At 71.4% G+C, this 17,395-nt stretch carries 19 protein-coding genes; 5 read left to right on the top strand and 14 right to left on the bottom strand.

The genetic code is table 11. The annotated features are described in order from the left end of the window. Nucleotides 1-17 precede the first annotated feature (17 nt). Genes ligA through J2X68_RS20995 form a run of 4 tightly spaced genes read right to left on the bottom strand, consistent with a single transcriptional unit; the run spans nucleotide 18 to nucleotide 4,535 of the window. The gene (gene ligA / locus J2X68_RS21010) at nucleotides 18-2,210 is read right to left on the bottom strand and encodes an NAD-dependent DNA ligase LigA (protein ID WP_310434082.1); all 2,193 of its coding nucleotides are present in this window, start codon (nucleotides 2,208-2,210) and stop codon (nucleotides 18-20) included. 15 nt (nucleotides 2,211-2,225) lie between these two features. Then, nucleotides 2,226-3,227, bottom strand: a complete 1,002-nt coding sequence (locus J2X68_RS21005) for a methionine synthase (RefSeq protein ID WP_310434081.1) — start codon at nucleotides 3,225-3,227, stop codon at nucleotides 2,226-2,228. A 51-nt stretch (nucleotides 3,228-3,278) separates the two neighbouring features. Beyond that, entirely contained in the window at nucleotides 3,279-3,977 is a 699-nt protein-coding gene (locus tag J2X68_RS21000; RefSeq protein WP_310434080.1) for an SDR family oxidoreductase, read from the bottom strand. An 18-nt stretch (nucleotides 3,978-3,995) separates the two neighbouring features. Continuing rightward, nucleotides 3,996-4,535: a TIGR00730 family Rossman fold protein gene (locus J2X68_RS20995; protein WP_310434079.1), complete on the bottom strand. Its 540-nt coding sequence runs from the start codon at nucleotides 4,533-4,535 to the stop codon at nucleotides 3,996-3,998. 50 nt (nucleotides 4,536-4,585) lie between these two features. On the opposite strand from J2X68_RS20995, the gene J2X68_RS20990 reads away from it, so the two are divergent. After that, a complete protein-coding gene (locus J2X68_RS20990; RefSeq protein WP_310434078.1) occupies nucleotides 4,586-4,939 on the top strand; it encodes a DUF427 domain-containing protein in 354 nt (117 codons plus the stop codon). Between the two features lie 38 nt (nucleotides 4,940-4,977). Beyond that, entirely contained in the window at nucleotides 4,978-5,763 is a 786-nt protein-coding gene (locus tag J2X68_RS20985; RefSeq protein ID WP_310434077.1) for an alpha/beta hydrolase, read from the top strand. A gap of 3 nt (nucleotides 5,764-5,766) precedes the next feature. Here the strand turns inward: J2X68_RS20985 and mnmA are convergent, their stop codons facing one another. Further along, on the bottom strand, nucleotides 5,767-6,897 hold the full coding sequence (gene mnmA, locus J2X68_RS20980) for a tRNA 2-thiouridine(34) synthase MnmA (RefSeq protein WP_310434076.1): 1,131 nt from the start codon (nucleotides 6,895-6,897) through the stop codon (nucleotides 5,767-5,769). Between the two features lie 83 nt (nucleotides 6,898-6,980). Between mnmA and J2X68_RS20975 the strand changes: the two genes are divergently transcribed. Continuing rightward, nucleotides 6,981-7,640, top strand: coding sequence for an N-acetylmuramoyl-L-alanine amidase (locus J2X68_RS20975; protein ID WP_310434075.1), 660 nt, complete (start codon nucleotides 6,981-6,983; stop codon nucleotides 7,638-7,640). 232 nt (nucleotides 7,641-7,872) lie between these two features. Here the strand turns inward: J2X68_RS20975 and J2X68_RS20970 are convergent, their stop codons facing one another. From J2X68_RS20970 to J2X68_RS20960, 3 genes are read right to left on the bottom strand one after another with little or no spacing between them, the layout of a single operon-like run. Further along, nucleotides 7,873-9,036 carry a cysteine desulfurase family protein gene (locus tag J2X68_RS20970; RefSeq protein ID WP_310434074.1) on the bottom strand — a complete coding sequence of 388 codons (1,164 nt, stop codon included), beginning with the start codon at nucleotides 9,034-9,036 and terminating at the stop codon, nucleotides 7,873-7,875. Nucleotides 9,037-9,096: 60 nt separating this feature from the next. Next, complete coding sequence (locus tag J2X68_RS20965) at nucleotides 9,097-9,363, bottom strand: DUF4190 domain-containing protein (protein WP_310434073.1); 267 nt, start codon at nucleotides 9,361-9,363, stop codon at nucleotides 9,097-9,099. 35 nt (nucleotides 9,364-9,398) lie between these two features. After that, a complete protein-coding gene (locus J2X68_RS20960; RefSeq protein ID WP_310434072.1) occupies nucleotides 9,399-9,566 on the bottom strand; it encodes a hypothetical protein in 168 nt (55 codons plus the stop codon). Nucleotides 9,567-9,688: 122 nt separating this feature from the next. On the opposite strand from J2X68_RS20960, the gene J2X68_RS20955 reads away from it, so the two are divergent. Beyond that, nucleotides 9,689-10,315, top strand: a complete 627-nt coding sequence (locus tag J2X68_RS20955) for a TetR family transcriptional regulator (protein WP_310434071.1) — start codon at nucleotides 9,689-9,691, stop codon at nucleotides 10,313-10,315. A 76-nt stretch (nucleotides 10,316-10,391) separates the two neighbouring features. Here the strand turns inward: J2X68_RS20955 and J2X68_RS20950 are convergent, their stop codons facing one another. After that, nucleotides 10,392-10,772: a hypothetical protein gene (locus J2X68_RS20950; RefSeq protein WP_310434070.1), complete on the bottom strand. Its 381-nt coding sequence runs from the start codon at nucleotides 10,770-10,772 to the stop codon at nucleotides 10,392-10,394. A 205-nt stretch (nucleotides 10,773-10,977) separates the two neighbouring features. Further along, nucleotides 10,978-11,871 carry a thioesterase family protein gene (locus J2X68_RS20945; protein ID WP_310434069.1) on the bottom strand — a complete coding sequence of 298 codons (894 nt, stop codon included), beginning with the start codon at nucleotides 11,869-11,871 and terminating at the stop codon, nucleotides 10,978-10,980. A gap of 210 nt (nucleotides 11,872-12,081) precedes the next feature. Here J2X68_RS20945 and J2X68_RS20940 point away from each other — a divergent pair, with 210 nt between their 5' ends. Next, nucleotides 12,082-13,344 carry an alpha/beta hydrolase-fold protein gene (locus J2X68_RS20940; RefSeq protein WP_310434068.1) on the top strand — a complete coding sequence of 421 codons (1,263 nt, stop codon included), beginning with the start codon at nucleotides 12,082-12,084 and terminating at the stop codon, nucleotides 13,342-13,344. Here J2X68_RS20940 and J2X68_RS20935 read toward each other — a convergent pair. The 4 genes from J2X68_RS20935 to J2X68_RS20920 all read right to left on the bottom strand — a co-directional run bounded on the left by J2X68_RS20935 (nucleotide 13,253) and on the right by J2X68_RS20920 (nucleotide 17,381). After that, nucleotides 13,253-13,909, bottom strand: a complete 657-nt coding sequence (locus tag J2X68_RS20935) for a trimeric intracellular cation channel family protein (RefSeq protein WP_079073735.1) — start codon at nucleotides 13,907-13,909, stop codon at nucleotides 13,253-13,255. The genes J2X68_RS20940 and J2X68_RS20935 overlap by 92 nt on opposite strands. A 63-nt stretch (nucleotides 13,910-13,972) precedes the next feature. Next, the gene (locus J2X68_RS20930) at nucleotides 13,973-15,292 is read right to left on the bottom strand and encodes a dipeptide ABC transporter ATP-binding protein (RefSeq protein ID WP_310434067.1); all 1,320 of its coding nucleotides are present in this window, start codon (nucleotides 15,290-15,292) and stop codon (nucleotides 13,973-13,975) included. Beyond that, nucleotides 15,289-16,386, bottom strand: coding sequence for an ABC transporter ATP-binding protein (locus J2X68_RS20925; protein ID WP_062641882.1), 1,098 nt, complete (start codon nucleotides 16,384-16,386; stop codon nucleotides 15,289-15,291). Before J2X68_RS20925 ends, J2X68_RS20930 begins: the two co-directional genes overlap by 4 nt. After that, nucleotides 16,383-17,381 carry an ABC transporter permease gene (locus J2X68_RS20920; RefSeq protein ID WP_310434066.1) on the bottom strand — a complete coding sequence of 333 codons (999 nt, stop codon included), beginning with the start codon at nucleotides 17,379-17,381 and terminating at the stop codon, nucleotides 16,383-16,385. The genes J2X68_RS20925 and J2X68_RS20920 overlap by 4 nt, the downstream gene beginning before the upstream one ends. Between the last annotated feature and the right edge of the window lie 14 nt (nucleotides 17,382-17,395).

The following is a 17,395-nucleotide window of genomic DNA, read 5'->3' as shown; positions in this document are numbered from 1 at the left end:
TTCAACCGCCACGCGCGCTACTCCTCGGTCGGAAGGGCCACTTCGGCAGCCGCCTCGGGTCCCTGTTCCAGGAGGACGGTGAAGCCGTCCTCGTTCAGGACCGGCACCTTCAACTGCATCGCCTTGTCGTATTTCGATCCCGGATTGTCACCCACAACAACGAAAGATGTCTTCTTCGAAACCGAACCGGTCACCTTCGCCCCTTGGTTCTGCAGGGCGTCCTTGGCGCCGTCGCGGGTGAACTGCTCGAGCGTGCCGGTGACGACCACCGTCAGCCCTTCGAGGGGGCGCGGTCCCTGGTCCTCCCCGGAGCCCTCCTCCTCCATGCGGACGCCGGCGGCCCGCCACTTGCGCAGGATCTCCTGGTGCCACTCCTCCGCGAACCACTCCTTGAGCGAGGCGGCGATGATGGCGCCCACCCCGTCGGTGGCCGCCAGCTCCTCCTCCGACGCCTGCTCGATGCGCTCGATCGAGCGGAACTCGCGGGCCAGCGCCTCGGCCGCGACCGGTCCGACATGACGGATGGACAGGCCGGTGAGAATGCGCGCCAGCGGGCGTTCCTTGGCGGCGGCGATGTTCTCCAGCATGGCGACGGCGTTCTTCTTCGGTTCGCCCTGCTGGTTGGCGAAGACCGTGACGATCTTCTCCTCACCCGTCTTCGGGTCCCGCTTGGGCAGCCCGCTGTCCTGGTCGAGGACGTACGCCTTGATGGGCAGCAGCCGCTCGATGGTGAGGTCGAAGAGGTCGCCCTCGTCCCGCAGCGGCGGGTCGGCCGGCTCCAGCGGGTTGGTGAGGGCCGCCGCGGCGACGTAACCGAACTGCTCGATGTCCAGCGCCTTGCGGCCGGCCAGGTAGAACACCCGCTCGCGCAACTGGGCCGGGCAGGTACGGGCGTTGGGACAGCGCAGGTCGATGTCCCCCTCCTTCATCGGCCGCAGCGCCGTACCGCACGCCGGGCACTCGGCCGGCATCACGAACTCGCGCTCGCTGCCGTCGCGCAGGTCGGCGACCGGACCGAGGATCTCCGGGATCACGTCACCGGCCTTGCGCAGCACCACGGTGTCGCCGATCAGGACGCCCTTGGCCTTGACGACCTCCTGGTTGTGCAGGGTCGCGAACTCAACCTCGGAGCCCGCCACCGTGACCGGCTCGACCTGGGCGTACGGCGTCACGCGGCCGGTACGGCCGACGCCCACCCGGATGTCGACGAGCTTGGTGTTGACCTCCTCCGGCGCGTACTTGTAGGCGATCGCCCAGCGGGGCGCGCGGGCCGTGGCGCCGAGCCGCCCCTGGAGGCGGATCTCGTCGAGCTTGACGACCACGCCGTCGATCTCGTGCTCCACCGAGTGCCGGTTCTCGCCGTAGTAGGCGATGAACGCCCGTACGTCGTCCAGGTCGCCGACCACCTTGTTGTGCGGGGAGGTGGGCAGGCCCCAGGTCTTGAGCAGGTCGTAGGCCTCGGAGAGGCGGGTGAGGCCCTCGTAGCCCTCCAGCGCGCCGATGCCGTGCACCACCATGTACAGCGGGCGCGAGGCGGTGACCCGCGGGTCCTTCTGGCGCAGTGAACCGGCGGCCGCGTTGCGCGGGTTGGCGAAGGGCTTCTCGCCCGCCTCGACCAGACGGGCGTTCAGCTCCTCGAACTTCTCCATCGGGAAGTAGACCTCGCCCCGGATCTCCACCAGGGACGGCACCCCGTCGCCGGTGAGACGGTCGGGGATCTCCGCGATGGTGCGCACGTTGGGCGTGATGTCCTCGCCCGTGCGGCCGTCCCCACGGGTCGCCGCGCGCGTGAGCCGGCCGTTCTCGTAGGTGAGGTTGACGGCCAGGCCGTCGACCTTCAGCTCGCACAGGAAGTGGTACGCCGAGCTGCCCACGTCCTTGTGGACGCGCTCGGCCCACGCCGCGAGCTCCAGCGCGTCGAAGGCGTTGTCGAGCGAGAGCATCCGCTCGCGGTGCTGGACGGCCGTGAACTCCGTCGCGTACGCGCCCGCGACCTTCTGGGTCGGCGAGTCGGGGGTGCGCAGCTCGGGGTACTCCTGCTCCACTTCCTCCAGGGCGCGCAGGAGCCGGTCGAACTCCGCGTCGCTGATGACGGGAGCGTCCTTCACGTAGTACCGGAAGCGGTGCTCCTCGATCTGCTCAGCCAGCTGCGCGTGCTTCTCCCGTGCCTCGCTGGGCACCGTCGTCTCCGCTTGCATGTCGCCGGCCACCGTGTCGTCCTCCCGTTACTCTGGGTTGTCCGCGAGGGATCTCGCCGCCCGGACGCAGTGGGCGAGAGCCTCGCGCGCGTACCCGGGGGAGGCGCCCGCGAGGCCGCACGACGGCGTGAGCGTGACCGCCTCCGTGAGCAACCCCGGGGCCAGCCCCAGCCTGCGCCACAGCGTCCTGACACCCATGACGCTACCGGCAGGGTCCGACAACGGGGTGTCCACGCCCGGCACGACACCGGCGAACAGCCGGGTCCCGCCTTCCACCGCCTCGCCGATCGCGTCGTCGTCACGCTCGGTGAGCAGCGAGAAGTCGAAGGACACCGCCGCCGCGCCGGTCCGGCGCAGCAGGGCGAACGGGACGTCCGGGGCGCAGGAGTGGACCACGACGGGGCCGTCGCCGTGCACCCCGACGACCTCCCGCAGGGTGGCCTCCACGGCCTGCCGGTCGACGGCGCGGTAGGTGTGGTAGCCGCTGGCGGTCTTCACCTGGCCGCGCAGGACGGCGGTCAGGGAGGGCTCGTCGAGCTGGAGCACGACCCGCGCGCCGGGCAGGCGGCGGCGCACCTCGTCGAGATGCAGGCGCAGCCCCTCGGCGAGGGAGCCGGCGAGGTCGCGGCGGGCCCCGTGGTCGGAGAGCACCGACTGACCGTTCTTCAGCTCCAGCGCGGCGGCGAGGGTCCAGGGCCCGACGGCCTGGACCTTGACCTGGCCCTCGTAGCCCTGCGTGAACTCCTCCAGCGCGTCGAGGTCCTCCCCCAGCCAGGACCGGGCCCGTTTGGTGTCCCGGCCCGGCCGGTCGCCGATCCGCCAGCCGCTGGGCTCCACGCGCGCGAACAGCTCGACGAGCATCCCCGCGGTGCGGCCGATCATGTCGGCGCCCGGCCCCCGGGCCGGCAGCTCGGCGAGAAACGGGAAGTCCTCGAAGGACCCGGTGGCGGCCCTGGCGGCCTCGCGGGCGTCACCGCCGGGCAGGGAACCGACGCCGGTGGCGGGGCCGAAACTGAAATGTGCGTTCACGGGATGAAGCCTACGTAGGCGCGGGGGTGCGCCTCGCCCCCGCGGGCGGCCTCACCGCCCCGGCCGCACCGTCAGGTCGTTGACCTCGGCGTCCCGGGGCAGGTCGACGGCCATCAGGATCGTCGTCGCGACCGACTCGGGGTCGATCCACTCCCCCGGGTCGTAGGCCTTGCCCTCCTGCTGGTGGACCTTGGCCTGCATGGGGCTCGCGGTGCGGCCGGGGTAGACGGAGGTGACCCGCACGCCGTTGCCGTGCTCCTCGGCGCGCAGCGCGTCGGCCAGCGCCTTCAGGCCGTGCTTGGAGGCGGCGTACGCGGACCAGTCGGCGCTCGCCCGCAGCCCCGCGCCGGAGTTCACGAAGACCACGTGCCCGCGGGCGGCCCGCAGCTGGGGCAGGAAGTGCCGGGTCAGTTCGGCCGGGGCGATCAGGTTGACGTCGAGCTGGTGACGCCAGGACTTCGGGGTCAGGTCGCCGACCGGACCCAGGTCGACCACGCCGGCGATGTGCAGGAGGGAGTCCACCCGGTCGGGAAGCGTCTGGTGGGAGAAGGCCCAGCTCAGCTTGGCGGGTTCGGCCAGGTCGCCGACCAGGGTCCGGGCCCCGGGGAACTCGGCCGCCAGCTCCCTCGCGCGGCCCGCGTCGCGCGCGTGCAGCACGAGTTCGTCCCCGCGCGCGTGCAGGCGGCGGGCGACGGCCGCGCCGATGCCGGAACCGGCTCCGGTGATCACATGAGTAGCCATGCCCGCCATGCTCGCATCACCGAGGAGTCACGCGACGCCCTGGCTCTCTTCCAGGTACGCGAGGGCGCCGACCGGCTCCTCCGCGAAGAACACCAGGTCGCTGAGGGGGCGGGGCAGGAAGCCCTCGGCCTCCATCCGCCGGAACTGCTCCTTGAGGCCGTCGTAGAAGCCCGCGGTGTTGAGCAGCACGACGGGCTTGTCGGTGTGCCCGTGCTTCTTCAGTTCGAGGATCTCGGTGGCCTCGTCCAGCGTCCCGGTACCGCCGACCATGATCACGACGGCGTCGGACTTCTCCAGGAGGAGCCGCTTGCGCTCGGCGAGGTCCCGCGCGACGACCATCTCGTCCGCCCCCGAGCGCGCCTTGGCGGCGAGGAAGACCACCGACACCCCGCACAGCCGGCCGCCCGACTCCTGCACGCCGTCCGCGACCACCTTCATCAGGCCGGTGTCGGAGCCGCCCCACACGAGGGTGTGGCCGCCCTTGCCGAGCAGTTCGGCGAACTCGCGCGCGGGGCGGGTGTAACGGTCGTCGAGGTCGGCGGCGGAGAGGAAGACACAGATACGCATGCGGCCACGGTACGCGGGAAGAATCGGCGCCCCGCAGGCGCTTTCCCGTCATGACCCGAGGACACACGATCACGATCGAGCGGGACGACCGGCACATCAGGGTCGTCCACGGGGGCCGGGTGCTCGCCGAGACCGACCGGGCGCTCGCCCTGCGCGAGACCGGTTGTCCGGTGCGGTACTACATCCCCGCCGAGGACGTACGGCTCGACCTGCTGACCCCCTCCGACACCCGCACGCACTGCCCCTTCAAGGGAACGGCGTCCTACTGGTCGCTGCCGGACGCGGCGGACCTCGTCTGGGCGTATCCCGATCCCAAGCCCGACGTCGCCGAGATCAGGAACCACCTGTGCTTCTACGAAGTGGAGGTCCCGGAGGCGGAAGTGCCGCAAGCGGAGGTGTCGTAGGCCGATGACCGCCGTGCCGTGCGGCAGTCTGCATGGGCATGGACAAGAAGACGATTTCGCGCGACGGCACCGAACTCGCGTACGCACGCGCCGGCGAGGGGCCCGCGGTCATCCTGGTGAGCGGGGCGATGTCCACGGGCGGCACCATGGCGCCCCTGGCCGGCCTGCTCGCCGACCGCTTCACCGTCCTGCGGTACGACCGCCGGGGCCGGGGCGAGAGCGGCGACACCGCGCCGTACGCGGTGGACCGCGAGGTGGAGGACCTGGCGGCCCTCATCGAGGCGGCGGGCGGCGAGGCGGCGCTCTACGGCGTCTCCTCGGGCGGCGCGCTGGTGCTGGAGGCGGCGGCCGCCGGACTGCCGGTGCCGCGGGTCGCCGTGTACGAGACGCCGTACGCCGTGGACGAGGAGGGCGCGCGGGAACGCGCCGCCTACACGGCGGACCTCACCGAGGCGCTCGCGCAGGAGCGGCGCGGGGACGCCGTCGAGCTGTTCCTGCGGCTGACGGGGCTCGCCGAGGAGATGATCCGGGGCGCCCGTCAGTCGCCGATGTGGGCCGGGATGGAGGCCATCGCGCCGACCCTCGCCTACGACGACGCCGTCATGGGCGGCGGCGTGCCGCCCCGGGAGCGGCTGGCCTCGGTCGGCGCCCCGGTGCTCGCCCTGGCGGGCGAGGCCAGTCCGCCGTGGCTGCGCGAGGCCACGCGTGCCGTCGCGGACGCGGTCACGGACGGCGCCTACCGCGTGCTGGAGGGCCAGACCCACATGGTGGACCCGAACGTGCTGGCGCCGGTGCTGGCGGAGTTCTTCGGGCCTCGCGGCTGACGGTCAGGACACCCCGGCCGTCGCCCGCACGGTGGTCGCGATCGTCGCCGAGCCCACTACACGCGTGTCGTCGTAGAGCACGATCGCCTGGCCGGGGGCCACGCCCCGGACGGGCTCCGTGAAGGTGACCTCCAGGGTGCCGTCGACGAGTTCGGCGCGCACCTCGGTCTCGCCGCCGTGGGCGCGCAGCTGGGCGGTGTAGGTGCCGGGGCCGGTCGGCGCGGCGCCGCACCAGCGGGGCCTGATCGCGGTCAGGGCGCCGACGTCCAGGGAGGCGGCCGGGCCGACCGTCACGGTGTTGTCCACCGGGGAGATGTCGAGGACGTAGCGCGGCTTGCCGTCGGCGGCCGGGGTGCCGATGCGCAGGCCCTTGCGCTGGCCGATGGTGAAGCCGTACGCGCCCTCGTGGGTGCCCACCTTCGCGCCGGACTCGTCGACGATGTCGCCTTCGGCGCGGCCGAGCCGGTTCGCGAGGAAGCCCTGGGTGTCGCCGTCGGCGATGAAGCAGATGTCGTGGGAGTCGGGCTTCTTGGCGACCGCCAGGCCCCGGCGCTCGGCCTCCGCGCGGATCTCGTCCTTCGTCGTCACCGTGTCGCCGAGGGGGAACAGCGCGTGGGCGAGCTGCCGGTCGTCGAGCACGCCGAGGACGTACGACTGGTCCTTGGCCATGTCGGAGGCGCGGTGCAGCTCGCGCGTGCCGTCCTCGCGGACCAGCACCTTCGCGTAGTGGCCGGTGCACACCGCGTCGAAGCCCAGGGCGAGCGCCTTGTCGAGCAGCGCGGCGAACTTGATCTTCTCGTTGCAGCGCAGACACGGGTTCGGGGTACGGCCGGCCTCGTACTCGGCGACGAAGTCGTCGACGACGTCCTCGCGGAAGCGGTCGGCGAGGTCCCAGACGTAGAACGGGATGCCGATGACGTCGGCCGCGCGACGGGCGTCACGCGAGTCCTCGATGGTGCAACAGCCTCGCGCGCCGGTCCGGAACGACTGCGGGTTCGCGGAGAGGGCGAGGTGGACGCCGGTCACGTCGTGGCCGGCTTCGGCCGCGCGGGCGGCGGCGACGGCGGAGTCGACCCCGCCGGACATGGCGGCGAGTACGCGAAGGGGGCGGGAGCGCTGCGAGGTCTCAGTCATAACGCTTCCAGGGTACGGGTCCGCGGGAACCGGAGCCCGCGGGTATCCGTTGACGATCCCGAGGGGCGAGGAAGGGCACGGGCATGGGGGACGGGAAGAGCGACTCCGACCGGCGGATAGGGCGGCGCGCCCTGCTGATCGGTGGGGCGGCGGCCGCGGTCGGCACGGGCGTCCTCGCGCGGGACGAACTGGCGCGGCTGTACTGGCGGCTGCCGGGCGTGCGCAGGCAGCGGGTGGAGGGCGCCGTCGACTTCCGGGGCGCCCGGTGGGTGGCGGCGTCGGAGGCGAACTTCCGCTGGGCGGACCGGCCGGACGACTACGGGATCGACATGGTCGTCATCCATGTCACGCAGGGCGATCTCGACAGCGCGGTGCAGGCGTTCGAGGACCCGGGGCACAAGGCGGCCGCCCACTACATCGTCGCCAAGGACGGGCACGTCACGCAGATGATCCGGGAGCTGGACGTGGCGTACCACGCGGGCAACCGCGCGTACAACGAGCGCAGTGTCGGCATCGAGCACGAGGGCTTCGTGGACCGGCCCGAGGACTTCACCGACGCGATGTACGCCGCCTCCGCCCGGCTGACCGCCGCGATCTGCCGGCGCTACGGCATAGCCGTCGACCGCGAGCACATCATCGGGCACGTGGAGGTGCCGGGCACGGATCACACCGACCCGGGCGAGCACTGGGACTGGGACCGGTATCTGCGCCTCGTGCGGGAGGCGCAGGCCACCACCGCCTGAACACAGGTTGTGCGGCACCGGTCGCATGCGGCCGACATCGGGCTCCGTCAAGATCGCCATGAGGTGCGCCGACTTCACCGACGAAGCGCGCACCTGCGTGTACGTGTTCCGGCGCCGCCTTCTCCAGCGTGGGGACGAGGGCGGTCGGGCCGTGACGCGGTCGTGGCGCACGGGACCGCGCCCCCTGGATGCCCGCTGCGTGTCGGCACCCGGCGGGCATCCGTCGTCGGCCTCACGTCAGTCCGGCGGCCCGCGCCCGCTCCACGGCCGGGCCGATGGCCTTGGCGACCGCCTCGACGTCGGCCTCGGTGGAGGTGTGACCGAGGGAGAAGCGCAGGGTGCCGCGGGCCAGATCCGGGTCCGTGCCGGTGGCGAGCAGGACATGGCTGGGCTGGGCGACGCCGGCGGTGCAGGCGGAGCCGGTGGAGCACTCGATGCCCTGGGCGTCGAGCAGCAGCAGCAGGGAGTCGCCCTCGCAGCCCGGGAAGGTGAAGTGGGCGTTGGCCGGGAGCCGGTCGACCGGGTCGCCGCCGAGGATCGCGTCCGGGACGGCCGTGCGGACGGCGTCGATCAGCGCGTCGCGCAGGGCGCCGATCTCGCGGGCGAACCACTCGCGCTGCTCGGCGGCGAGGCGTCCGGCGACCGCGAAGGAGGCGATGGCGGGGACGTCGAGGGTGCCGGAGCGGACATGGCGCTCCTGACCGCCGCCGTGCAGGACGGGGACGGGGGTGTGCTCGCGGCCGAGGAGAAGGGCGCCGATGCCGTACGGGCCGCCGATCTTGTGGCCGGAAACCGTCATCGCGGCGAGGCCGGAGGCGGTGAAGTCGACGGGGACCTGACCGAAGGCCTGGACCGCGTCGGCGTGCAGCGGGACACCGAACTCGGCTGCCACGTCCGCCAGTTCGCGCACCGGCAGAATCGTGCCGATCTCGTTGTTCGCCCACATGACGGTGGCCAGGGCCACGTCGTCGGGGTTGCGGGCGAGGGCTTCGCGGAGCGCCTCGGGGTGGACCCGCCCGTAGGAGTCGACCGGGAGGAACTCGACCGTGGCGCCCTCGTGCTCGCCGAGCCAGTGCACGGCGTCGAGGACCGCGTGGTGTTCGACCGGGCTGGCCAGGACGCGGGTGCGGGCCGGGTCCGTGTCACGGCGGGACCAGTACAGGCCCTTGACCGCGAGGTTGTCGGCCTCGGTGCCGCCGGAGGTCAGGACGACCTCGCTGGGACGGGCGCCGAGCGCTTCCGCGAGGGTCTCCCGGGCTTCCTCGACCGTGCGGCGGGCCTGCCGGCCGGCCGCGTGGAGGGAGGAGGCGTTGCCGGTGACGCCCAGGTGCGCGGTGAGTGCCTCGACCGCCTCGGGGAGCATCGGCGTGGTCGCGGCGTGGTCGAGGTATGCCATGGTGGCCCCGATTCTACGGGGGCCGGGTGGCCCGCCTCGCTGGCAGGTGAGCCCGGGCGCTCAGAAGCTCCAGGAAACCGTCGAGTCGGCCTGCATGAACGCCACCAGGACCAGCAGGTCGGCGACGCCCAGCCCCAGTCCGAGGAAGGCGCGTCCGCGGCGGGCCGTGCCGCGCCAGAGGGCGACCGACGCCAGGACGATGGCGATCGGACCGAGGAAGACGTTGAGGACGAGCAGGCCGAGGAGCCCGAGGACGAAGGACGCGACGGCCATGCCGTCGGTGTCCCGGATGCCGGTGCGGCGGGTGGCCGGTGCGGTGAGGTGCATGGCTGGTCAGCTCCTGTGGAGGAAGGTGCGACGGGTCAGTGGGTCGAGGTGCGCCGGCGGCGGCCGTGGCGCTCGCGGAGCGCGAAGACGCCGAGCCAGGCGGCGATCACCGCGGCGGCGACGAGGGTGAAGGTGAACGGCGCGTGGGCCACGGTGCCCATGACGACGCCGAACAGCAGCAGAGCCGCAACGAGGAACAGCATGAGATCGGATCCCCCTCCGTCAATTTTGGGTGAACAGTTGTAGTTACAGTTGTTCACTGACTCTTGAGTCTAGCGTGTACCCCGGCTTTTCAATTCCAGAGAACAGTTGTTAACTGGATGATATGAGTCACACCCTCGGCATCCGGCAGGCCCAGAAGCAGAAGACCCGGCAGGCGCTCATGGACGCGGCATTGGTGCTGCTGGAGGAGCAGAGCCTGAGCAGCCTGGGACTGCGCGAGGTCACCCGTGCCGTCGGGGTCGCCCCGACCGCCTTCTACCGCCATTTCCGCTCCACCGCGGATCTGGGCGTGGCCCTGGTCGAGGAGGCGCTCGGCAGCCTGCACCCGATGATCCGCACCACCGTGACCACGGCCGACACGAGCGAGGAACGCATCGCGCGCGCTGTCGAGTTGATAGCCGGTCACGTCACCGCGTACCCCGCCCCCGTCCGTTTCATCGCCCGTGAGCGACATGGCGGAGTCCAGCCGGTGCGGGAGGCGATCCGGGACCAACTGGCCCGGTTCGCCGAGGAGGTGAGGACCGAGCTGGCCAAGGACGCCGAGTCCGCGGGCTGGAGCGACGGCGACCTGCTGATGCTCTCGCACCTCTATGTCGACCAGATGCTCGTCACGGCCTCGCTGTTCCTGGAAGCGCTGGAGTCCCCGCCGGAGGAGTGGGAGCGGGTCGGCCTGCTCGCCGCCCGCCAGATGCGGCTCATCAGCATCGGCCGCCGGCACTGGCTGGACTGACGCCCGCGGCGCACCCGTACGCCACAGGGGCGGCGCGCCCGTTGCCGGGTGCGCCGCCCCTGTGGCCTAAAAGCCGTCAGCCCTGCTGCTGGGCCTGCTGCCCCTGACCTCCGCCCGGACCGCCGCAGCCGCCGCCGGGGCCGCCCTGGCCGCCACCGCCGGGACCCCCGCTCGGCATGCCCGAGGGGGCGCCCGACGGAAGACCGGTCGGCGTTCCGGTGGGCGTGCCCGTCGGCTGCCCCGAGGGCGCGCCGCTCGGCGTGCCCGACGGGGCCCCGGAGGGGGCTCCGCCGGGCATGCCCGACGGGTTGCCGGACGGCGGCTGACAGGACTGCTGTGCGGACGTCCCGCTGCTCGAGGAGGAGTCGTCCGAGCCGCAGGCCACCAGGGCGAGCGGCGAGAGCGCCAGGAGGGCAACCGCGGGGGCGAGACGGACGGGCATCAGCGCACGCTTCATGAGAAACAGCTCCAGGGAAGATGAGGACGACCTGAGACCGGCACTCAACCAAGGACGCTTAGGCCTTCCTTGGGGCCGCTCTGTCCCCCGCCTGTCAATCAGGTAAAGCGCTGCTCAAGAAACCTTGCTGACCTGGGAGTTCACCTCCGCCGACCGGTCGTCGCGCCGGTACAGCTCCGTGACAGAAGCCCCGGCGCGCCGGGGCTCAGGCGAGCCGGACCCGCGCCAACTGCCGCGACTGGGCGACCAGTCGGTCCGCGCTGTCCCAGACCTCGGCGTCCTCCTCCAGGAAACCGCCCGCGAGATTGCGGGTGGTGATGGAGACCCGCAGCGGACCCGGCGCCGGACGGCAGCGGACGTGGACCGTCAGCTCGACCGTGGGGACCCAGCCGCGCAGGCCGATCTCGAAGGCGGTGGGCGGCAGCGCGTCCACCGCGAGGAGCAGGGAGAGCGGGTCGGGGTCACGGCCGTCCTTCAGGCCGAACCAGGCCCGCATCTCGCCCTTGCCGGAAGGCTGCCCGAGCGCCCAGCCGAGGGTCGACGGGTCGAGCTTGAGCATCAGACGGTCGGCGATCGCGGAGCTGCCGTCGACCGGCGCCGGTCCGTCCTCGGGTCCGAAGCACTGGTCCATCGGCGGGATCGCGGGCGGCTTCGCCGTCGTGCGGACGTCGTCCGGCAGGGCGTCCAGGTCGCCGTAGGAGGCGAGGACGCGGATCCGCTCGACCTCGGCGCCGTTCTCGTCGTACTGGAAGAGCGAGGCCTGGCCGGTGGAGAGGGTGCGGCCGGTGCGCACGACGTCCGTACGGACGACCGCGGGTCCGGGCTGGGACGCCGTGAGGTAGTGCGCCGAGATCGTGAACGGGTCGCGGTGCGGCAGGGCGTCCGCGAGCGCGCGGCCGAGGACGGCGAGAAGGTAGCCGCCGTTGACGGCGCTGATGATCGTCCAGCCGGCCGAGAGGTCGATGTCGTAGACGCCGGGCGCGCGTCGGGTGAGCGCGGTGTCCCGGTCGAACTCGAACGCGGACGCGCTGTCTGCGGCCGGGGCCGTGACGAGGGCGGTGGAGGCAGATCCGGCCGCCGCGGTAGCTGCTTCTGGCATGCCTGAACCGTACAACAGCCTATTACTAAGCGGTAGCTTTGGATGCTGCGGTCGGATGGCGGCCGCACTACGGCCGGATGAACGTACCGTGCCCGAACATGACCGATTCGGGGTACATCGACGACCGGTTCGGGTGAGCGGTCGGCAATTTCTTGGTAAGTGTCCGAACTCGTCCGTAACCTCGACGCCCGCTTTACCCTCTGCAAGGACATGAGCCTCACCGGGACTCCGTTCCTCTACACCCTGATCGCGCTGTCCGTGGCCGCCGTCGTGCTGCCGCTGCTGTTGTGGTCACGGCTGCGCGGGCCGCGGGTCCTGCGCGCCGCGGCCCGGATGGTGATGCTGCTGTTCGCCCAGGGCACCGCCGTCGCCCTGGTCTTCGTCCTGGTCAACAACGCCAACGGGCTGTACGACACCTGGGACGATCTGCTGGGCACCGGCACCCATGTGCAGCAGGCCGCCGACCTCGGCGCCGACGGCACCGGCGGGATCGCGCTGGACCGGCTGCCCAAGGTGCGCCAGACCTTCACCCAGGCCGAGGGGCCGGGCATGCACGCGGCGGGCGGGGTGCGCGTCACCCAGCTCGAGGGCCGGATCTCCGGCGTCGACGCCGAGGTCTACGTCTGGCTGCCCCCGCAGTACGACGAGCCCGCGTACGCGCACCGCGCCTTCCCCGTGGTGGAGCTGCTGCCGGGCTACCCGGGCTCCGCGAAGTCCTGGTACGGGACGCTGCACGTGCACGAGCAACTGGCGCCGCTGATGCGGGCGGGCAAGATCGCGCCGTTCATCCTGGTCGCGCCGCGCACCACGCTGCTGCCGGGCGTGGACACCGGGTGCGCCAACGTCGCCGGCACCGTCAACGCCGACAGCTGGCTCAGCCTCGACGTGCCGAAGATGGTCAGGGACAACTTCCGGGCCCAGCCCGCGCCCAAGGGCTGGGCGGTCGCCGGGTACTCCGCCGGGGGCCACTGCGCGGCCAAGCTCGCCGTCGCCCACCCGGACCGCTACCGGGCGGCGGTGAGCCTGTCCGGGTACAGCGACCCGATCGTCGAGCACAACTCCCTCGCCGCGCAGAGCCCCGCCCTGCGCCGGGCCAACAACCCCTTCCTGCTGCTGCGCAAGGCCACCGTGCCGCCGCCCGTGGCCCTCTACCTCTCGGGCCAGCCGAAGGACGGCTACGAGGCGGCCCTGGCCCTGCGCCGGGCGGCCAAGGCGCCGACGGCCGTGCACGTCGTCTACATCCCGACCAGCGCGGGCGGCCACACCATGGCGCTGTGGCGGCCGCAGGTCGTGCCGGCGTTCCGATGGCTGACCACCCAGCTGGACCAGCGCCCGGTGGCCGCCGACGGGAAGGGGGACGGCAAGGCGAAGGCGAAGGGAACTACTCCTCGCGCACCGTCGAGCGCCGATTCCAGGCGCGCGGCGCTCGCCAGTGGAACCGCATCGCGAGAAGCCGCAGCACGAACGCGGTGACCGCGGCCACCCCGCTGGCCAGCGGGGTGAGCACGTCGTAGTGGATGCAGAGCACCACCATGGTGGCGCCGACGATCGCCGGGACCGCGTAGAGGTCGCGGTCCCAGCGCAGCAGGGAGGGCACCTCGTTGGCCAGCACGTCGCGCAGCACACCGCCGCCGACGGCGGTGGCGAGGCCCAGCGCGGCCGACGCGGTCAGGTTGAGTCCGTAGTCGTACGCCTTCGTCGTCCCGGTCACGCAGAACAGTCCGAGACCCGCCGCGTCGAAGACGTTGACGCCCGTCTGGATGCGCTCCACCTGGGGGTGCAGGAAGACGACCAGGAGAGCCGCCAGCAGCGGCGTGAGGAAGTACCCCAGGTCCGTGAAGGCGGCGGGCGGCACGGCCCCGATGACCAGGTCCCGGAAGACTCCGCCGCCGAGCGCGGTGACCTCGGCGAGCATGGCGATGCCGAACACGTCGAAGTTCTTGCGGACGGCCAGCAGCGCGCCCGAGATGGCGAAGACGAAGATGCCGATCAAGTCGAGCGTGTGCTGGACGGAGGGGCTGAAGATTTGCTGGAGCACCCCTATATTCTCACCCAGCACGGAGCCCCCGCCTTACATTGCAAGGCGGGGGCTCCGTGTTACTTACTTCTCTTTGGCCGGAGTGTCGTCACCGGACGCGTCCGGCGTGGCCTCGCCGGCCGCCTCGGCGGTCGCGGTCGGCGTCGGCTCGGCGGTCGCGGTCGGCTCGACGGCCGGGGCAGCCGCTTCGGCCGCCACTTCCGCCGCCACCGCGGCCGAGGTCTCCGCCGACTCCGCGAGCACCTCGTCGGCCACCAGCTCCGCGGCCTCCTTCGCGACGGTCAGCAGGACGGTGTCCTGCGGAGCCTGGTCCTCGAAGTTCTCCGGGTGGTGGCAGGCGACCTGCTGGCCGGTCCGCAGCTCGACGAGGGCCGGCTCGGTGGTCTTGCAGACCTGCGTCGCCTTCCAGCACCGGGTGTGGAACCGGCAGCCGCTCGGCGGCGAGATCGGCGAGGGCACGTCACCCTTGAGCAGGATCCGCTCGCTCTTGGCGTTCTTGCGCCGCGGGTCCGGGATCGGCACCGCCGACATCAGCGCCTTGGTGTACGGGTGCATCGGCGACTTGTAGAGCAGGTCGCGGTCGGCCAGCTCCACGATCTTGCCGAGGTACATCACCGCGATGCGGTCCGAGACGTGCCGGACGACCGAGAGGTCGTGCGCGATGATCACATAGGTGAGGCCGAGCTCCTGCTGGAGGTCGTCGAGCAGGTTGACGACCTGTGCCTGGATCGACACGTCCAGCGCCGAGACCGGCTCGTCCGCCACGACCAGCTTCGGGTTCAGCGCGAGCGCGCGGGCGATGCCGATGCGCTGGCGCTGACCGCCGGAGAACTCGTGCGGGTAGCGGTTGTAGTGCTCGGGGTTGAGACCCACGACCGACAGCAGCCGCTGCACTTCCTTCTTGATGCCGCCCTCGGGCTCGACGCCCTGGAGCTTGAAGGGTGCGCCGACGATCGTGCCGATGGTGTGGCGCGGGTTCAGCGACGAGTACGGGTCCTGGAAGATCATCTGCACATCGCGGCGCAGCGGACGCATGCCGCTCACCCCGAGGTGCGTGATGTCCTTGCCCTGGAACTCGACCTTGCCCGCGGTCGGTTCGAGCAGCCGGGTGATCAGCCGGCCCATCGTGGACTTGCCGCAGCCGGACTCGCCGACGACGCCGAGCGTCTCGCCGGAGCGGACCTCGAAGTCGATGCCGTCGACCGCGTGCACCGCCCCGACCTGCCGCTGGAGCAGGCCCTTCTTGATCGGGAAGTGCTTCTGGAGCCCGGTCACCTTCAGCAGGACCTCGCCGGGGGCGGGGTCCTTGGTGAGGGTGGCGCCCTCCACCGTCGGCCCGTCGGCCTGCGCGGGGATCTTCACCGCTTTCTCGTCGTCACTCACAGCTTCGGCGCAATCTCTTCGGTCCAGATACGCTCCCGCTGCTCCGTGCCCAGGTGGCAGGCGGCCCAGTGGCGGCTGCCGACCTCGGCCAGTTCGGGCCGGACGGTGCGGGTGACGTTGTCCTTCGGGAGGTCCGCGTAGGGGCAGCGCGGGTTGAAGGCGCAGCCCGACGGGATGTTGATCAGCGAGGGCGGGGAGCCCTTGACCGGGATCAGGCGCTCCTGCTGCTCACGGTCCAGCCGCGGCATCGAGCCGAGCAGACCCCAGGTGTAGGGGTGCCGGGGCTCGTAGAACACCTTGTCGGCCGGGCCCCGCTCGACGCAGCGGCCGCCGTACATCACCAGGATGTCGTCGGCCAGTTCGGCGACGACGCCCAGGTCGTGGGTGATGACGATGACCGCGGAGCCGAACTCCTTCTGGAGGTCGCGGATGAGGTCGAGGATCTGCGCCTGGACGGTCACGTCCAGGGCGGTCGTCGGCTCGTCCGCGATCAGCAGCTCGGGGTTGTTGACCAGCGACATCGCGATCATCGCGCGCTGCCGCATACCGCCGGAGAACTCGTGCGGGTAGCTGTCGACCCGCTTGTCCGGCTGCGGGATGCCCACGCGGTCGAGCATCTCGACCGCGCGGCGCTTGGCGGTCTTCTTGTCGACGTCGTGGTGGATCCGGTACGCCTCCACGATCTGCTGACCGATCGTGTAGTACGGGTGCAGCGCCGACAGCGGATCCTGGAAGATCATCGCCATCTCGCGGCCGCGCAGCTTGCGCACGTGGTCCGGGTCGGCGGACAGCAGCTCGGTGCCGTCCAGCCAGATCTCGCCCGAGATCTGGGCCTTGCGCTTGCCGTACTGGCCGGCCGTGTGCAGACCCATGATGCCGAGCGAGGTCACCGACTTGCCGGAACCGGACTCGCCCACGATGCCGAGGGTCTTGCCCTTCTCCAGCTGGAAGCTGAGCCCGTCGACGGACTTGACCAGACCGTCGTCGGTCGGGAAGTGCACCTTGAGGTCACGCACTTCGAGGAAGGCGGTCGGCGCGGGCGAGGCGGGGGTGGGCTCGCCCACGGCCGCTCCGCTCTTGCTGAGTTCGGTCATGACAGCCTCACTCGGGGGTCGATCACGGCGTACAGGATGTCCACCACGAGGTTGGCGACGAGCACCGCCAGGGAAGTGATCAGGGTGACGCCCAGGATGATGGGCAGGTCCTGGTTCTTGATGGCGTTGAGCACCGCCTGGCCGAGGCCGGGCAGGTTGAACGCCGTCTCGGTCAGGATCGCACCGCCGATGAGGGCGCCGAGGTCCATGCCGAGCATCGTCAGCAGCGGGGTCATCGTGGAGCGCATCGCGTGCTTGCCGATGACGGTGTGCTCCTTGAGGCCCTTGGCGCGGGCGGTGCGGATGTAGTCCTCGCCCAGGATCTCCAGCATGGTGGCCCGGGTGATGCGGGCGTACATGGCCGCGTACAGGAACGCGAGGGTGACCCACGGCAGGATCATGCCGCCGAACCAGCCGCTGAAACTGTCCTCCAGGGGCACGAACTGACCGTCGAACAGGTCCAGTCCGTACACGAAGATCGACAGGGCGACCATGCCGGTGAAGTAGATGGGGAGGGAGACGCCCGAGAGCGCGACCACCATGGCGCCGCGGTCCCACAGGCTGCCCCGCTTGAGCGCGGAGAGCACACCCGCCGAGACGCCGAAGATCAGCCACAGCACGGCGGCACCGAGCGCGAGCGCCAGGGTCACCGGGAAGCGGTCGGTCAGCACCGGCCAGACGGCCTGCTCACTGCGGAAGGAGTAGCCGAAGCACGGGGCGGCGCAGTGGATGGAATCGCCACCACCCGTGTAGGTCCGGCCGGCGAAGATGCCCTTGAAGAATTCCCAGACCTGGGCGTAGATCGGGTCGCCCAGGCCCAGCTTCTCGCGCACACCCTCGACGGCGGCAGGGTCGGCCTGCTTGCCCACGAAGCTCAAGGCGATGTCTACGCCAGCCCACTTGGGGATGAGGAAGAAGATGCCGAAGACCACCATGACGATGACCACGAGCATCACTAGGGCGGCGAACAACCGCCTGATGAGGTAAGCGAGCACAGCTCTCGGCCCGC

It is taken from the genome of Streptomyces sp. 3330 (assembly GCF_031456635.1).
GTDB lineage: Bacteria > Actinomycetota > Actinomycetes > Streptomycetales > Streptomycetaceae > Streptomyces.
This window is presented reverse-complemented; position numbering and strand designations above follow the sequence as displayed.

What these genes read in the sequence shown, in the direction of transcription:
- J2X68_RS21000 (WP_310434080.1), bottom strand. Translation starts at nt 3,977, where the DNA reads ATGGCGGGCATGGCTACTCATGTGATCACCGGAGCCGGTTCCGGCATC.
- J2X68_RS20995 (WP_310434079.1), bottom strand. Translation starts at nt 4,535, where the DNA reads ATGCGTATCTGTGTCTTCCTCTCCGCCGCCGACCTCGACGACCGTTAC.
- J2X68_RS20990 (WP_310434078.1), top strand. Translation starts at nt 4,586, where the DNA reads ATGACCCGAGGACACACGATCACGATCGAGCGGGACGACCGGCACATC.
- J2X68_RS20985 (WP_310434077.1), top strand. Translation starts at nt 4,978, where the DNA reads ATGGACAAGAAGACGATTTCGCGCGACGGCACCGAACTCGCGTACGCA.
- mnmA (WP_310434076.1), bottom strand. Translation starts at nt 6,897, where the DNA reads ATGACTGAGACCTCGCAGCGCTCCCGCCCCCTTCGCGTACTCGCCGCC.
- J2X68_RS20975 (WP_310434075.1), top strand. Translation starts at nt 6,981, where the DNA reads ATGGGGGACGGGAAGAGCGACTCCGACCGGCGGATAGGGCGGCGCGCC.
- J2X68_RS20970 (WP_310434074.1), bottom strand. Translation starts at nt 9,036, where the DNA reads ATGGCATACCTCGACCACGCCGCGACCACGCCGATGCTCCCCGAGGCG.
- J2X68_RS20965 (WP_310434073.1), bottom strand. Translation starts at nt 9,363, where the DNA reads ATGCACCTCACCGCACCGGCCACCCGCCGCACCGGCATCCGGGACACC.
- J2X68_RS20960 (WP_310434072.1), bottom strand. Translation starts at nt 9,566, where the DNA reads ATGCTGTTCCTCGTTGCGGCTCTGCTGCTGTTCGGCGTCGTCATGGGC.
- J2X68_RS20955 (WP_310434071.1), top strand. Translation starts at nt 9,689, where the DNA reads ATGAGTCACACCCTCGGCATCCGGCAGGCCCAGAAGCAGAAGACCCGG.
- J2X68_RS20950 (WP_310434070.1), bottom strand. Translation starts at nt 10,772, where the DNA reads ATGAAGCGTGCGCTGATGCCCGTCCGTCTCGCCCCCGCGGTTGCCCTC.
- J2X68_RS20945 (WP_310434069.1), bottom strand. Translation starts at nt 11,871, where the DNA reads ATGCCAGAAGCAGCTACCGCGGCGGCCGGATCTGCCTCCACCGCCCTC.
- J2X68_RS20940 (WP_310434068.1), top strand. Translation starts at nt 12,082, where the DNA reads ATGAGCCTCACCGGGACTCCGTTCCTCTACACCCTGATCGCGCTGTCC.
- J2X68_RS20925 (WP_062641882.1), bottom strand. Translation starts at nt 16,386, where the DNA reads ATGACCGAACTCAGCAAGAGCGGAGCGGCCGTGGGCGAGCCCACCCCC.